Below are 15,592 nucleotides of genomic sequence, written 5' to 3'. Positions count from 1 at the left end.
CTCTCCCCTTTGCAGGAAGAAAGTGACGGTGGGAAAGGTTAACAATGGCTATTCGTTATTTACTCCAGATCGTGATCCCCCTGCTGATTTAGCAGAACTGACAGGAGCAGGTGTTTCGGGTGTTACCGGGTTAACCGGATTTGTCTGCGTTTCTGGAGTACCGGAGTTGACGGGAACCCCCGCTTCGACCACGGTCACCTTGGCAATGGCCTTCAACTCTGTTCCTTCTACATTGCCCTTCCATTCAAATGAACCCGGAGTAGCATATTGTGCAGGATCAATATTTTCCCACTCTACAGCTACCCATTTGATGGAGCCTTCTCCATACGTAGCTTCCACTACACTTGGCAATTCGGGCTTTTCACCTGCACGAGTCGTCACGTTTACTTCTTTTAAAGCGGTGATTTTCTCGGCTGCCGTCAGACTCTGTGCTGTACCGGAGGCCAGACCCGCCACCTCGGTTGCATTCAAAGCACGGCTGTAGATGCGGAATTCATCCACCAGACCATTGAAATACGGATCAGGGTACTGGGACTTACCGATAAAATTATTTTTGGTCTGGCCCAGACTGGTAGGATTCAGGGTCAGGTTGGTATTGCGTCCCACTTCTTTTCCATCCACGTATAAAATTCCCGTAGAGCCCGAAAGCGTGACCGCAACGTGCTTCCACACACCAGTCGGCAGCACAGGGGCATCAATCGTCTGTTCCTGTCCTTGTCCGTTACCTTGGTTCGTAATGGCAAACAGCATCCGGTCCCCGACTTTAGGGGTCAGGAACATATATTCATTCGTCCCGGAGCCGAAGTCAAAAATCCGTACATAATCGCTCAGGCTGTTCGCTTTCACCCAGCCGGATACGGTCAATTGCTGTGCCCGGCTCACAATGCCAGCTGGAAGCTGCACATAGCTGTCCTTGCCATTGAGGCTGACGGCATTGCCTGTCTTACCCGCGGCCCATGCAACTGTCCCCTTGACGGTAGCATCATTGCCGCTATCCGATGAATCCGCAGCAAGGGTACCGCTTTTTTCGTCAAACTTGTAAACTGCAAGCTGTTCTGGTAACGGAGTCGCCGGTTCAGCTACCACGCTTACTCTGGCCTCCGCAGACAACAGCGAATCGCTGGCTGTCAGCTTGAATATATACGTTCCTGGCTCAGAAACGTCCACCTTCGTGCGCAGCGATGTTTTACTGCTGAATGTGACCTTGGCGCTCTGTGGTCCTTCAACCAGACTCCACTCGCTTGTAACCTTTCCTTGCGGAAGCCCATCATCGACAGCCGTACCCTTCAAAATGATCTGATCCGGCAGCTTCACCTTGGAGTCTTTACCAGCATCGACGACAGGAGCCTTGTTCGGATCGGGTGTTGTCGGTGTCAGCTCCACCGTATAGGAGGAGGCTGTGCCAATGTCCAACTTCAGCTTGTTGGTAGGTGCATACGCATTAAATTTACCTTGCGATTGACCACCTACTTTAACCAAATACGTTCCTTTCTTCAAACCATCAAATGTAACGTACGTGGAATGTGCTTGGCTTGGCGTTTGGTTTTTCAGCTGGAACCATACATAATCCTTGGATGTTGCCAGCTTGGCTTCTGTATATTGGTCCCTGTCCAGCTCGATATACAGCTTTTCCGTGATCAGATTGACGCGCTTGAACAGGCCGTCCAGCGGCTTGATCGTATACACGTTACCGCTTTTGCTTACCTCTGCACCGTAGCCCGTCAATCCGAAAATCGGATCCACCGCAATATCGGCGCTTAACGTTTTGAGCGCACCGAACAATCCGAGGTCAGCCTCGCCACTCATGCCGCGCCAGCCGTTAAAGAGCGGAACATTTTTACCCCCTCCGGTGCCGTTCGTTCCGTTATTGCCTTTTTCCGCTTGATACGTCCAAGCGACTGCCCCGATGTTCTCTGGGTCCGAGCTGATTTGCCCGGAGTTAATCGCTCCGACATTCGCCATTTTAGCTGCATAGGACAGCCGTTGTTGTTCCTCGCGTTGATTGTCCTCATGATGCCGTATCCAGTCATCCATCGCATATCCTGCGAGCGAGGTCGTGTACTGGAAGTTAAACCAGTTCTCCCCGGTAATCGTCACCGGATCAGTATAGTAATACCATACTGGCATATGTCCGCGTGCTGCACGGGTTTTGGCATTGATTTTGCTCATCATTTCCAATGCCTTGCTTTGCTCGCCTTCTGTGTCTATATTCTGCTTGGCTAATGTATATACGGCCTCTTCCCCTGTATTGTCGTAGCTGTATTCGGAGCCGTAAGGATACTTCGTATTTTTAAAATTATTATATTTGCGATCCATTTTTTCCTTGAGATCATTCGCCTCATCATCATAGCCTTCATCATGAAGTGCCTGAATAATATCCGGCGTGGTCAGTTCGCCCATCAAGCCCGTTTCCCAGTTGTACGCGACTGGCCCTTCATACAATGCTTTGAAAATATTATACGCCCGCAGCAAATACGTTTCCTTCGGATGCTTGTAAGTGACCAGATCCGGGTATTCCTTGGCAATCTTGTACATGCTGAAATACGTGTTGTATACATGCGGGTAGGCATACCCCCGATAGGTCGGTGTATCGTTCGGCTCCGGCATCAGGAAATCATGAATTAAATAATCCTCATGATGTCCGTTCATCAGATTCGTCCAGATCGCCGTCTCCAAATAATCGTCTACTGCCCGCACCTCTTTGGCAACTGGAGACAGTGTATTTTTCTCAGCCAGGAACTGTCCGTGCGTCAGACCCCAATCATCCCCCCAGCCCCAGTAGCCGTTGAAAATGTTACGCTTGGATTTGGTATGCATCATCCAATCGTCAAAGACCTTGTCGCGCAGATCACCCGGTACATTCCACTGGGTTTTATCTACCATAAACGTAGCGTGCCGTTGCAGCGCCTGATCAATTGGCTCGATGGCATAGAACTGTAAAACCGTCTTATTGCCGTTTCCATATTCCACGGTTATGAAGTTTGGGCCTAATTTCGTAAATTTCAGTTCATAAATATGATGCCCTCCAGACTTGCTGTCCGTCTGTGGAATGACGGTTCCATCTGGATAGGTCACCTTGCTGATCGCCTGCTTGGAGCGCAGATCCACCTTCGCCTTTTGATTCGTAGGCACGATCATACCCGGTACGACTGTCGTATCTACCAAGTTTTCTTGGTACAGCGTATCTTTTACATCATGCTCGTCCTTCACCGCCAGAAACTTGAAGCCATAGTTTTTGCTTTGACCGGGATTCAAGATCAGACTTGTGTTGGATAAATATCCACGGTTGGTGGACTTGATGACATTGGAATGAATATAAAATACATTCAGTCCCTCCAGCCACTTGCCTTCGTTGGCTGGGTTCCAAGCCCATTTACTGCCTGGATGCTCCTCATCCCGCCAGTGATCCTGATATTCAAAACCGGCATCTGTTGTGGAATCAGGCATCAGCAGCAGCGAAGAACCAATCCCGCTGGGACGTCCAGCTGTAATATAGGAGCTATTGTTGCCGACAAAGGAATGCGTTACGACTCGAGTCTCGTAAATCGCATCGCCGTTGGTCCACTGCTCATTGAATGGCAAAGGCAAGCCGAAATCGCCAATCTCCAACTTTTTTCCACTCGTATTCTGTACCTGTATATTCCACAACACCGAACCGTTCGCCTCCGCCGAATACGTTTCGATGACTTTAAAATTGCGTATGCCTTCTGCGTTGCTTGAATTCTCATACGTAACGGTAACACGATTGCCACTGGTCGTGATCTTGCGTGCGTCTGCCGACTTGTTCGTCCAAGCCTTTGTCCAACTGCCATTGTCCAGTCGGTACGTGAACATGAGCTCTCCCAGCCATTGATGATCTGCGGTGTTCTGCTCAGGTGTTACCGTTGCGTTCATAACATATTCAGTCGGGAAAGCATCTCCTTTGATACGAATGGATGAAATTTCTCCATGCTCGCCTGTCTGAATCGTCAGCTTGTCATTGGATAGTTCATAGGCCTCTGCCTTATGCGCCCCCAACAGCACAGACGCTACGGTTAAAAACAAAAATGCAGCCAATATTCCCTTAAGTTTCATCAACACGGCCTCCTTTTGGATTTTGGAGTTCTCATTTGCTTGCCAATCACCTGAAGTCTCTTCATTTCGCCGCAACCTCCTTGGAAATGTAAGCGCTACAACTCCATTGTACAAATCCTTGTCCATTGGTAAAATCAACATTTTCAACCGATTTATATAGGATTTCAACCTAATCGTGGGAGGAGTTACGGCGGAGGTAGGGAGCGCTGCGCGTGCAGATTGTTCTTCCGATCGCTGTTACCCCCGGATTTCTATTGAATAGGAGATTAGAGGGTAAAATCCGGGGATAGCTTATGCTTACGATGCAAGCTTTCCTCTGGAAAGCTTTTAGCCGAACGCTTACGCTTCTTCAGAACAATTCTGCCCGCTCCGCTGACCGACCGCCGTAAAGTCATCGCCCTTTTTAGGGAATTGGGGCGGTAGGGGAACTGCAAGTGCAGAGCGGCAAGAAGACTTGCAGCTTCTTGCTTTGTACAGAAAAAGGAGCCGGAAGGGTAACTTATTAAGACCTAAAATAAAAAAAACTTAAAACAGTTAGTGCTTAGACTAAGATAAGATTCTTTAATGTCGCTCAGGCGAACAGTAAGTTTGCTAAAGATATACAAGAAGGAACATCCCTAACACCTAGTTTTGCGGATGCGGTAAAACTTCATCAGCTTCTTGATGCAGTGGAAGAAGCACTCGCCAATCGATGCTTATCTTCAAAAAGAGCTGGCTTCTCTATTTTAAGATGAAAAAAGAAGGGCTCTATACAGCTTGGATAAAGGGGAATCTGCCTGAAATTGGCGATCTAATCGGTTGGCATTTACAGCAGATGCCTGTTTGCCGAAAAAGCGTCGCTTCTTTCGGATGAACCGAACGGATTCCCGATTTCTCCATCAGGCGGTACACCTTCTTGTGGTTAACCAAGATACCCTCTCTACATAAATCCGGTGGATAGACAACATATGCGATTCCACGAGTTCTTCCTCTGCTTACGCTGCTTGACTGCAGCTCGTTAAACACCTCTTTGTGCCTCAATCCCTTGTTTGAAGTTGAGATTTGCTCATTTATGTAGATTTTTCATTTCACGTCGCTTACAATGAATTTAACCATTGTGATCAGGACTTTAACTAAAAATGTCATTAGGAGAATCAACAAATGATCAAATCGCAACGAATTAATCAGATTAAGGAATACGTTTTTGAGCATGAATCGGTATCATTGGAAGAACTGGTGGAGCATTTTGGAGTATCGAAGAATACAATCCGTAGAGATATTCAGCCTCTTGTCGATTCCGGGATCATAAAAAAAGTATACGGTGGGGTTTCTGTCAATCATTCTACCCTTGTTGTCTTCAACGAACGACGCGATCAGAACCTTACCAAGAAGCAGGAGATTGGCAAACTGGCTTCCCAGTTCATTGAGGACGGGGATGTTATTTTTGTTGATTCGGGGACGACGACCTTGGAGCTTCTACCCTACATTCAACACAGGCAGCTTACGATTGTAACGAACAATTTTGATTTTATTCATGAAGCTAAGCCCTTCCCTTCCCTATCTATCTTCTCTACGGGCGGCATGCTTGAACGCAAAACGAATTCCTTTGTTGGCTTCCAAAGTATTGAGCTACTAAAAAAATATAACATCAATAAAGCTTTTGTTGCTTCAACAGGCATTTCGATTACGAACGGAGTGACCAATTCATCTCCGCTTGAGACCGACATTAAAAGTACAGTTGTGGAAAAAAGCATGAACGTGTATTTAATGATTGACGACAGCAAATTCGACAAATATGCCCTCACTACGTACTGTTCTCTTAGCGATATTGACTATTTGATCACCAACAGTATACCAAACGTAAGCTACCAGCAATATGCATCAGAACATGGTATCAAAATCGTGACGTCATAAGCTCAAAGCCAAAAAAGCAGCACGTTCCGTCCTGGTTACAGTGAAGGATAGAATGTGCTGCTTTTATATAGAATGCTATTATTTATTTTTCAAACTGACCGCTTTATGACTTGAGCCAAATTCACGAATTTTGGCACGCACCGTTTCCCGAATCGCGTCTCTCGCCGGAGTTAATATTTTTCTCGGTTCGGTCGTTTCCAAATCCTCCGCTAGCGTGTTACGCAACTGAAGTGACCAGGCTGTCACACATTCGGTGTTGATATTCACTTTAGCATGACCTAGCTTGATCGCCCGGTCGAGTTGATGCTTCGGTATCCCCGAAGCACCGTGCAAAACCAGAGGAATACCGACCGCTCGCGAGATGGCATCCATCTCGTCAAAGCCGAGCTTCGGTTCTCCAGCATATTTGCCGTGTACGGAACCCAGTGCGGCTGCCAGTGCATCAATACCTGTTTCTTCTGCGATCCGTATGCACTCATTCAGATCTGCATACTGAATACCGCCGATCAGGCCATCTTCCATACCACCTACTGTACCGACTTCCGCTTCGACGGATACACCGGAACCAGTTGCATATGCAGTAACCTTTCTCGTATCCCGGATATTATCCTCAATCGGGCCATGGGAGCCATCGAACATGACAGAGGTGAAGCCCGCATCAATCGCACGCAGGCAATTGTCAACCGTCTTGCCGTGGTCCAAATGCAGAGCTACAGGGACCTGAATGTTCTTTTCCTCAACAAGCGTACTTACCATAGCCGCAACAGTCCGGTAACCACCCAGAAAGTCAATCAGTCGATCTGATGCCGCCACAATGACAGGCGCTTCTTCTTCCTGGGCTGCATCAAGTATGGCGTGAACCCAAGATAAGCCGTTAATATTAAACTGGCCAACGCCGTAATGCTCCTGTTTTGCTTGCTGTAGCATTTCCTTCATGGAAACCAAGGGCATGCGCTCATCATCTCCTTTCCGCTCACTTTCTAGCTAAGGCCCAATCCTTCTTTCATTTTTTTCAACATGAATGCACTTGACTCTTCCGGCTTGTCGCTGTAAGCAAACACTGCATTCGTGGCTATACCGTCGAACTTCATCTCGCGCAGCTTACGAAACAAGGTGTCAAAATCAATATCGCCTTCACCGATATTCAAGTGCTGGTGAACCGTTACTTGGGCATCAGGCGGATTGACGATGTAACGCAGTCCATAAGCCGCCTTATGATTAAAGGTATCGGCAAACAGCACATGATCGGTCAAATCACCCGCTTCGTCCAGCATTTTGGCGATATCACCTACCCCATCATCATAGAAGAATGTATGGGCGACGGAGTATACTAGCTTGATCCAAGAACGGTCAAGTGCACGGATCATATTAATCGCTCCGGTATTCGTCTCGATAAAATCATATGGATGCGCTTGCAGATTTAGGCGAATTCCCTCCTTCTCAAATACCGGGATCAGTTCATCCATCGACTTGACGAACTTCTCTTCGCAAACGAACGGTTCATACTTGGAGCCGCTGAATTCACTGTTCATCAGATCAATATCGAGTTCCACTGCGACTTCAATGGCGCGCTTCCAGTTGCGGACAGCCGCCTGTCTCCTGTCTTCATCCGGACCTGCCCAGTGGTAGAGAGGCAGCAGGGAAGAAAATTTCACCCCCGCTTCGCTCATCCATTTTTTAACCTGCTTGATCTTGGTTTTATCAACTTTAGGATACTTGTAAAATGGACAGAAATCTTCACGTGGAGATAGCTCGATGTATTCATAGCCCAGATCGGCTACCTTGAAAATCATTTCTTCCATAGATAACGAATCTCTAAAATGCGTCGGATCATATGCCAGCTTCATGTTTGCTCCTCCTCTTGCCTGTACGGTCGGGATATTAGTACTGTTTTGATTTTTTCAACATATCCACCTTGCGTTGATACGCACGTTGGATACCCTCTTTGTCCGATACTTCAGCCACACCGACATGCCACCAACTGTCATAGCCGTCCGTCATTGTCTTAGGCAGCACTTTCATCTCGATCAGAGTGGAGTTCTTCTGCTTCTTCGCATCCTCCAGCGCTGCCTTCACCTCTTCAACGGTGTTGGCGCGATACACTTTCGCTCCGTATGCTTCTGCGACTTTGGCGTAATCAATGTTCATAATCTGGTTGTCCTGTGTTCTGAACTCGCAGTAATAGCTGCCAGAGCCGTGATCCATCTGTAAGTTGTTAATACAGCCGAAGCCCGAGTTGTCGAACAGCAGAACGTTGATTTTTTGATGATACTGAATTGCTGTAATCAACTCGGAGTGCAGCATCAGGAAACTGCCGTCGCCGACGATGGAGTAGACCTCGCGATCCGGGTTCGCGAGCTTGATGCCCAAAGCGCCTGATATTTCGTATCCCATACAGGAGTATCCATATTCCAAATGGTACGTGTTGCTCACTTCAGATTTCCAGAGGCGCTGCAAATCTCCCGGTAGTGAACCGGCGGAAGATACGATAATGCTGTCCTTGTCAATGGTGTCGTTGACAGCAATCAATGCAGTCGTCTGTGCCATATCCGATTCAAGAGCATCTGCATATTCGTTCATCGTCTCCTGGGTGAAGTGCTGCTTGACTTCCGGCACAAAGCCCGAACGTTTGAATTCAACCTTGGCGAGACGCGAACGCTCTCCAGCCCATTCTTTTTGCAGTTCCGGAATCATCGTGCCGAATTCGCTGCTGTATCCATCCAGACGGTCGTACAGCTTGCTTAACGCAGCTTTAGCATCGGCCACCACTTGCAGACCGTCCAACTTGTAAGCTTGCATCCGGCTAACGTTAATGTTTAGAAACTTCGTACGGTCAAAGTCGAACGCCGTCTTCGAGGAAGTGGCGAAGTCAGTATATCGGGTCCCGATACCGATGACCAGATCCGCTAAACGAGCGGCTTTGTTCGCTGCCAGCGTTCCTGTAATCCCCATACCGCCCAGATTGTTCGCAAAGGTACTTTCGACAGCCGATTTACCGGCTTGTGTCTCCACCAGCGGAATGTCGTACTTCTTCGAGAAAGCGATAACCTCATCCCGCGCTTCCGAATATTTCACGCCCCCGCCGACCAGAATCAGAGGCTTGCGGCTGCTGCGAATCAGTCGTTCTGCCGCTTCCAGCTCTCGTTCGCTCGGCCGCAGACGGTCTACATAGTGAACGCGCTTCTGGAAGAAGGCCTCATCGAAGTCGAAGGCTTCCCCTTCAACATCCTGGGAAATACAGATTGTGACAGGTCCGCTCTTGACGGGATCGGTCAGAACTTCGAAGCCGCGAATCAGGGTGCTCATTAACTGTTCTGGGCGCGTCACGCGATCCCAATAGCGGGACACCGGCTGAAGCGCATCATTGGTTGTGACAGCCATGCTGTACTCCTGCTCAATTTGCTGTAATACCGGGTCAGGCTGCCTGGTTGCAAAAGTATCCGCAGGCAGGAATAGCACAGGCAAATTATTTGCCAGCGCCGTTCCGGCCGCTGTTACCAGATTGGCAGACCCCGGGCCAGACGACGTGGACACCGCATAAATTTTTTGCCGCAAATTTTCTTTGGCATACGCGATTGCGGCATGAGCCATGCCTTGCTCGTTCTTGCCTTGAAACACTTTCAGATGGCCGGCATCCTGTTCCAGTGCCTGACCGATCCCAAGCACGTTGCCGTGACCGAAAATCGTGAAGATCCCTTCAACAAACGGCGTCTCACGACCATCGATATGAATATACTGCTGGTTAAGAAACTTGATCAGCGCTTGCGCTGTAGTCATTCTGATTTTGTTGCCCATTGTACAACTCCACCTTTATTGAAGTGTTATCACGATATCAGGAATGGATGACAGGCTGATTGGAAATCAATTCTTCAATCTCTTCCACCGTCGGCATAGCTTCCGATGAGCTGTGCTTGCTGACTACGATGGAAGCGGAGGCGCTGCCGTATTTCAATGCAGTTTCAATATCCTTGCCGATAATCAGGGCATACAGAAATGCTGAGGCATACGAGTCGCCAGCACCGAACGTTTTGAGCACTTTCGTTTTGTACGCCTGCGCCCGAAATACTTCGCCGGATTTGGTATATGCATATGACCCTTCAACGCCATGCTTGATAACGATAATTTCCGGACGATGTCCGAACAGATAGCTAATGGTATTATCATTAGAGCCGCCTTCGCTGTTTTCCATCACGTCATATTCGTCCCGGGTCCCGATGACAATATCCGCCTGTTCCGCTACTATCGAATAATATACGGCTGTTTCTTCTTTGTTTTTCCACGTATACGGACGATAATCCAGTTCAAATACAATTTTTACACCGTTACGTTTAGCCAGTTGAACCGCTTTGAGAACCGCCTCGCGGGAAGGGCTTTGCGCAAGAGCCGTGCCCGAGACAAGCAGCATGCCTGCCTGTTGGATGTATTCCTCGCTTACTTCATCTGTGCGCAAGTACAAATCAGCCACATCGTCGCGGTACATCAGAATGCTGCACTCTTCGGGACTTTTGATTTCCGTGAAGGCAAGTCCTGTCTTGTGGCCTTCCTGATCTACAGCAAGCTGGGAAGTGTCGATTCCGGCATCACTCATATATTTCTGGATAAAACGCCCATGCTGGTCATCAGCAATTTTGCCGATAAACCCTGCTTTCAGTCCCAACCGTGCTCCCCCGATGGCAATATTTGCAGGGGAACCTCCAACATACTTGACGAATGTCATCGTTTCTTCCATCGGCCGATTGTATTCGGCGGCATTTAGATCAATACAAGCCCTTCCAATCGCAATCAAATCGAACTTTTTTGCACTGTTTGCTCCATTGCTCATACTTTTCCGCTCCTTTCGGTTATTTCCGATCCAGAATCCATTCATGATCCGGGTCATTGTGGAATTTCCAAATGCGCCTAGGGCCTGCCATAACGTTCAAATAGTAGGATGTATACCCGTCTGGTACGCCTACCGGATGATATCCGGCCGGTACAATAACCACATCCCGATGCTCAACAGCCATGGTCTCATCCAGACTCCGGTCATCCGTGTATACCCGCTGGAACAAAAATCCGGCATGCGGCTCAACTTCATGGTAGTAGGTTTCTTCCAGGAACGATTCATCCGGCAGACGGTCCTGATCATGCTTGTGCGGCGGATAGCTGGAGAAATTGCCTCCCTCTGTATATACTTCCACGACAAGCAAGCTGCTTGCGGATGGGTCGTTATCCGGCAAGATGTTGTGGACCATGCGCTTATTCTGATACTTCCCGCGGTGCTCAACGCCGACGTCTTCGGCCTTGATCCATCTTGTCTGGAGCGGCACCAGAGCAGGAGCGTAGCACAGGGCGACGGTTGCATCCGTTACCGCTTCAATCGTGAAGCTTTTTCCGCCGGATACGAACACGCTGTCTGTCGGTTTTTTCTCAAAAACACGCTCTCTCGTTCCGATTCCTTCGAAAACGTGCTCGCCTTCGGTAACGGTGATCTTGCCTGTAACGGCAACAATACAGCATTCCTGATCCGTCAGCACTTCTTCATAGCGTCCGTTCACTTTGAGATCAATCATTTTGAAGCCGACATATTCCAGCTCCGTGTCTTGCGTCGTTAATTGATGAACAACTGTAACATCGTTTTGTTGAACTTGATTAGGCTTGCGCAACAAATGACTGATCACGACTGAATCCCTCCAGTATTACTCAAATTCAGGTTCTGTATAACGTGCAGTTACGACTTTTTTTCGAGTGTAGAAGTCTACGCTGTCTTTACCGTTGGCATGAAGTGTGCCATAGAAGGAAGATTTCCAGCCCGAGAACGGGAAGAATGCCATCGGAGCCGGTACGCCAAGGTTTATACCCAGCATCCCTGCATCAATATTTTCACGGAAGTAGCGAATGGAGTGAGCGTTCGTTGTGAAAAGGCATGCTCCATTGGCAAATTCCGATTGATTCGCGATTTCCACAGCTTCCTTCAGGTTCTTCACCCGGATTACAGACAATACCGGAGCGAAAATTTCTTCTTTCCAGATCGCCATATCGGTTGTTACGCCTTCAAAAATAGTTGGTCCAACGAAATAGCCATCCTCAAGTAAGCGGTCACGACCGTCAATCAGCAGTTGTGCTCCTTCTTCGACGCCTTTCTCAATGTAACGGATGGTGCGCTCTTTGTTCTCTTCACGGATGACCGGACCGAGGAATACACCGTCATCCAGACCGTTACCCATTTGCACGTTTTGCGTTTTTTCCTTGAGCAAAGCAATAAACTCATCAGCGATTCCCTCTTCCACAGTGACAACCGCACAGGCCATACAGCGTTCTCCGGCGGAACCGAAGGCAGCACTCACAACGTTCGTTACTGTATCTTCCAGGTTGGCATCATTCAGGACAATCGTATGGTTCTTCGCTCCTGTCAGCGCCTGCACCCGTTTCAGGTGCTCGCTGCCTTTTTTGTACACATACTCGCCGACCGGCTTGGAGCCAACAAATGAAATCGCTTTAATTTCGGGATTCTCCAGAATGCCGTTTACGACATCATGAGCTCCGTATACAATGTTGAACACACCGGCAGGTAATCCCGCTTCAGTGAACAGTTCAACAATTCTCTCGGTAAGGAGCGGAGTACGCTCGGAAGGCTTCAAAATAAATGCATTGCCCAGCGAGATCGCCATCGGAAACATCCAGCATGGCACCATCATTGGGAAGTTGAACGGTGCGATTCCGCCTACGATTCCGATTGGATAGCGATAGTTGGTTGCCTCGACATCCGTTGCAATGGTTGCCAGTGAATCCCCCATCATCAGGGAAGGCGCTCCTGCGGCGAACTCGACGTTCTCAATGCCGCGCTGCACCTCGCCGAGTGCTTCATTAAGGCTTTTGCCGTTCTCAATCGTAATCAGGCGAGCCAGTTCGTCTTTGTGCTTCAGAAGAAGCTGCTGGTAGTTGAACAGAACCCGTGCGCGTCTTGGGACTGCGACTTTTTTCCATTTCTCGAACGCTTCCTTCGCAACTTGCACCGCATACTCCACATCTTCTTTCGTTGACAATGGAACTTCACAGATCAATTCTTTGGTCGCCGGGTTGTAAACGCCTTCATATTTGGTCGCCTGGCTTTCTACCCATTTACCGCCAATATAGTTCTTTAATCTTCTTACCGTTGTGTTTGTTGTTGTAGACATCGTCAAACTCCTCTCTCATGTTGAATATGAATAATAAGAATCATAGAACCACTTCATTACCTTAAATCACTTTTTGATTATATCTTGGTTATGTTTTTATGATATCCGATAAAAAAGTAACCGTCAACCTAATTAAAAAACTAAATGTGATCATTTTTTTGATTCGTTGTATGTCTATTGACAAACATTTTACACCAACAAGAACAACAGTGGTATGGTGAAAATGGAAATTAAAGTTGACATCACAACATATTGTGAAGCTTCGCCACCTCTACCTCCATACGTTTCAGCAAATGCGGAATTGGAGGCACCGGAAGGCATGGCGCTGACCAAGAAGGCGATGCCTAGCAGTACTCCTCCCTCCATTATTGACTTGAACATCACCAGCAGCACCACAGGAACTACCACCTGGCGCACCAGACTGAAGAGATACACTCGCTTGTTGCGTAGCAGTGAACCCAGCTTACTGCCAGCGATCATTGAGCCTGTTATGATCATTGCAATCGGCACCGTCAATCCACCAAGCGACTTGCTTGCATCAAGCAAAGGAGCGGGCAGCCTAACGTTCAGAAGAAACATGCCAAAGCCAGCAGCGGTCGCTATAATCGCTGGATTACGCAGCAATCCTGCAAGCGACACTGTACTGGCCTTACCCGCCGAGAAAATGCGCACCCCCATGCTGAACAGTGCAACATTGTATACCGCATTGTAGGTCACGAGTATGGCCAGCCCTCGCTCTCCGTACATCGCCTCCACAATTGGCATTCCAATAAACAAGATGCTAGAGAATATGCAGCAGCCCACCCATACTTCTCGCTCCCCCGTCTTTACTCCGAGCAGCCTCGCTGACAGGCGGCCGATAGCGAGGGTTGAGAACAATATAGCCACAGCGACGATTAAAGTGATACCGATATCACGTAACAATTCTCTAGATAAGGGAATTTGAAGGCTGTACAGAATGGCGCTTGGCAGTGAAATGCCTAGCAGCACCCTGGACAACCCCTCCATGTGGGATGTATGCAGCAATTTTAACCTGAAAGCAAGAAATCCAATCACCATATAAGTCAACAAGATCATATTTTCATGAATCAAAATCTCCAGCATTGTGGCAGCTCCCCTCCATAAGTTACAACGTAATTATCATAAGTTGATTGTAATGTTTTTGTCTATTATTAATAATGTGTTGATTATATGTTGGTATTATTTTATATTATTTATATCAACTTATTAAACAGGAGAGTGCCATGAAAGCCAGACGCTTACAAGATATCGAAGAGTACGTTCACTCTCATAAAAATGTCACCCTGGATGAGCTGTGCCAAAAATTCGATGTTTCCAAAAATACGATAAGGAGGGATATAAGCCAGATTGTTCGCAAAGGTTCTATTGAAAAAGTGTATGGAGGAGTTGCCTCTACCACAGATCCTATTCCGTTTGAAAACCGGGGAAGCAAGCATTCGTTTGAAAAAGATAGCATTTCGCATTTGGCCGCTTCTTGCATTGAGGAAAATGACCTGATCTTTATAGATTCAGGCACAACGACTTGCCATATGGCCAAATACTTCCCCACTGACATTTCTTTCACGATCCTGACAAACAGTCTCGATATCATTAACGGGGCTGCTGAACTCCCCTTAGTCAATCTACTGGTCATCGGCAATACATTCAAACAAAAAACCAAATCGTTTGTGGGTGTTGACGAGCCTCGCATGCTGGACAAATATAATGTGAACAAAGCGTTTATGGCGGCAACAGGAGTCAGCATAACTCACGGACTTACCAACTCGGATTTACTGGAGTTCGAGATTAAGAAGATTATTGCCCAAAAGGCGGAAAAATTGATTTTGCTCGCAGACTCGAGCAAGTTTGGTAAATCAACATTACTGACCTATGCATCCCTTGAGGATGTAGACATAATTGTCACTTCTAATCCACTTACAAATCAGTTCCAGGCTTTTTGCGCAACACATAATATTGAAGTCAAAACAACTTAAATCCCACCCATTATAGGAGGAAAACAATATGCCATTATTGCGGTTTGATGTAATCGAAGGACGTAGCCCCGAGGAACTGAAAAAACTTCTGGATGCCGCTCACCTTGCAATGGTTGAAGCCTTTGACGTTCCTGTCAGAGACCGGTATCAGATTGTACATCAGCACGCTCCACACGAGATGATTATCGAAGATACAGGTTTGGGCTTTGAGCGTACACCTCAGGTCGTTATCATTAATGTCGTGAGCAAAGAGCGAACACCGGAACAAAAGGAGTTGCTGTACAAACTTCTGGTCGAGCGTCTGGAGAGGGAATGCGGTATTGCCCCTAGCGATGTGATGATATCCATCGTCGAGAACGGTACTGGTGACTGGAGCTTCGGATATGGACGAGCACAATTTTTAACCGGGGAACTATAGACTTTATAGATTCATAAGTCATTATTTGGTGTATGGCCTTCGTCCCTCGGACGGAG

General features: G+C 47.7%; 11 protein-coding genes. 3 read left to right on the top strand and 8 right to left on the bottom strand.

Features of this window, described 5'->3' with window-relative positions:
• Positions 1 to 48: 48 nt before the first annotated feature.
• Positions 49 to 4,074 carry a DUF5695 domain-containing protein gene (locus HPL003_RS12680; RefSeq protein ID WP_014280058.1) on the bottom strand — a complete coding sequence of 1,342 codons (4,026 nt, stop codon included), beginning with the start codon at positions 4,072 to 4,074 and terminating at the stop codon, positions 49 to 51.
• Positions 4,075 to 5,214: 1,140 nt separating this feature from the next.
• Between HPL003_RS12680 and HPL003_RS12675 the strand changes: the two genes are divergently transcribed.
• Positions 5,215 to 5,967, top strand: coding sequence for a DeoR/GlpR family DNA-binding transcription regulator (locus HPL003_RS12675; RefSeq protein ID WP_014280056.1), 753 nt, complete (start codon positions 5,215 to 5,217; stop codon positions 5,965 to 5,967).
• A 78-nt stretch (positions 5,968 to 6,045) separates the two neighbouring features.
• On the opposite strand, the gene fba is transcribed toward HPL003_RS12675, so the two are convergent.
• The 7 genes from fba to HPL003_RS12640 all read right to left on the bottom strand — a co-directional run bounded on the left by fba (position 6,046) and on the right by HPL003_RS12640 (position 14,228).
• Positions 6,046 to 6,918: a class II fructose-1,6-bisphosphate aldolase gene (fba, locus tag HPL003_RS12670; protein ID WP_014280055.1), complete on the bottom strand. Its 873-nt coding sequence runs from the start codon at positions 6,916 to 6,918 to the stop codon at positions 6,046 to 6,048.
• Positions 6,919 to 6,947: 29 nt separating this feature from the next.
• Positions 6,948 to 7,814, bottom strand: coding sequence for a sugar phosphate isomerase/epimerase family protein (locus HPL003_RS12665; RefSeq protein WP_014280054.1), 867 nt, complete (start codon positions 7,812 to 7,814; stop codon positions 6,948 to 6,950).
• 34 nt (positions 7,815 to 7,848) lie between these two features.
• Complete coding sequence (gene iolD / locus HPL003_RS12660) at positions 7,849 to 9,762, bottom strand: 3D-(3,5/4)-trihydroxycyclohexane-1,2-dione acylhydrolase (decyclizing) (protein ID WP_014280053.1); 1,914 nt, start codon at positions 9,760 to 9,762, stop codon at positions 7,849 to 7,851.
• A 37-nt stretch (positions 9,763 to 9,799) separates the two neighbouring features.
• Complete coding sequence (iolC, locus tag HPL003_RS12655) at positions 9,800 to 10,789, bottom strand: 5-dehydro-2-deoxygluconokinase (protein ID WP_014280052.1); 990 nt, start codon at positions 10,787 to 10,789, stop codon at positions 9,800 to 9,802.
• A gap of 19 nt (positions 10,790 to 10,808) precedes the next feature.
• Positions 10,809 to 11,624, bottom strand: a complete 816-nt coding sequence (gene iolB / locus HPL003_RS12650) for a 5-deoxy-glucuronate isomerase (protein ID WP_043922667.1) — start codon at positions 11,622 to 11,624, stop codon at positions 10,809 to 10,811.
• A 21-nt stretch (positions 11,625 to 11,645) separates the two neighbouring features.
• The gene (iolA, locus tag HPL003_RS12645; RefSeq protein ID WP_014280050.1) at positions 11,646 to 13,124 is read right to left on the bottom strand and encodes a methylmalonate-semialdehyde dehydrogenase; all 1,479 of its coding nucleotides are present in this window, start codon (positions 13,122 to 13,124) and stop codon (positions 11,646 to 11,648) included.
• Between the two features lie 189 nt (positions 13,125 to 13,313).
• A complete protein-coding gene (locus HPL003_RS12640) occupies positions 13,314 to 14,228 on the bottom strand; it encodes an AEC family transporter (protein ID WP_014280049.1) in 915 nt (304 codons plus the stop codon).
• A 140-nt stretch (positions 14,229 to 14,368) separates the two neighbouring features.
• Between HPL003_RS12640 and HPL003_RS12635 the strand changes: the two genes are divergently transcribed.
• Positions 14,369 to 15,118 (top strand): DeoR/GlpR family DNA-binding transcription regulator, encoded by a 750-nt coding sequence (locus tag HPL003_RS12635; protein WP_014280048.1) that lies wholly within the window; start codon positions 14,369 to 14,371, stop codon positions 15,116 to 15,118.
• A gap of 28 nt (positions 15,119 to 15,146) precedes the next feature.
• Positions 15,147 to 15,536, top strand: a complete 390-nt coding sequence (locus HPL003_RS12630; protein ID WP_014280047.1) for a tautomerase family protein — start codon at positions 15,147 to 15,149, stop codon at positions 15,534 to 15,536.
• Positions 15,537 to 15,592 lie beyond the last annotated feature (56 nt).

Origin of the sequence: Paenibacillus terrae HPL-003 (genome assembly GCF_000235585.1) — a bacterium.
GTDB lineage: Bacteria > Bacillota > Bacilli > Paenibacillales > Paenibacillaceae > Paenibacillus > Paenibacillus terrae_B.
This window is presented reverse-complemented; position numbering and strand designations above follow the sequence as displayed.

Bases quoted from the DNA above. Each gene is read 5' to 3' on its own strand.
- iolC (WP_014280052.1), bottom strand. From the start codon at position 10,789: ATGAGCAATGGAGCAAACAGTGCAAAAAAGTTCGATTTGATTGCGATT.
- iolD (WP_014280053.1), bottom strand. From the start codon at position 9,762: ATGGGCAACAAAATCAGAATGACTACAGCGCAAGCGCTGATCAAGTTT.
- HPL003_RS12675 (WP_014280056.1), top strand. From the start codon at position 5,215: ATGATCAAATCGCAACGAATTAATCAGATTAAGGAATACGTTTTTGAG.
- HPL003_RS12630 (WP_014280047.1), top strand. From the start codon at position 15,147: ATGCCATTATTGCGGTTTGATGTAATCGAAGGACGTAGCCCCGAGGAA.
- HPL003_RS12665 (WP_014280054.1), bottom strand. From the start codon at position 7,814: ATGAAGCTGGCATATGATCCGACGCATTTTAGAGATTCGTTATCTATG.
- HPL003_RS12640 (WP_014280049.1), bottom strand. From the start codon at position 14,228: ATGCTGGAGATTTTGATTCATGAAAATATGATCTTGTTGACTTATATG.
- HPL003_RS12635 (WP_014280048.1), top strand. From the start codon at position 14,369: ATGAAAGCCAGACGCTTACAAGATATCGAAGAGTACGTTCACTCTCAT.
- fba (WP_014280055.1), bottom strand. From the start codon at position 6,918: ATGCCCTTGGTTTCCATGAAGGAAATGCTACAGCAAGCAAAACAGGAG.
- HPL003_RS12680 (WP_014280058.1), bottom strand. From the start codon at position 4,074: ATGAAACTTAAGGGAATATTGGCTGCATTTTTGTTTTTAACCGTAGCG.
- iolA (WP_014280050.1), bottom strand. From the start codon at position 13,124: ATGTCTACAACAACAAACACAACGGTAAGAAGATTAAAGAACTATATT.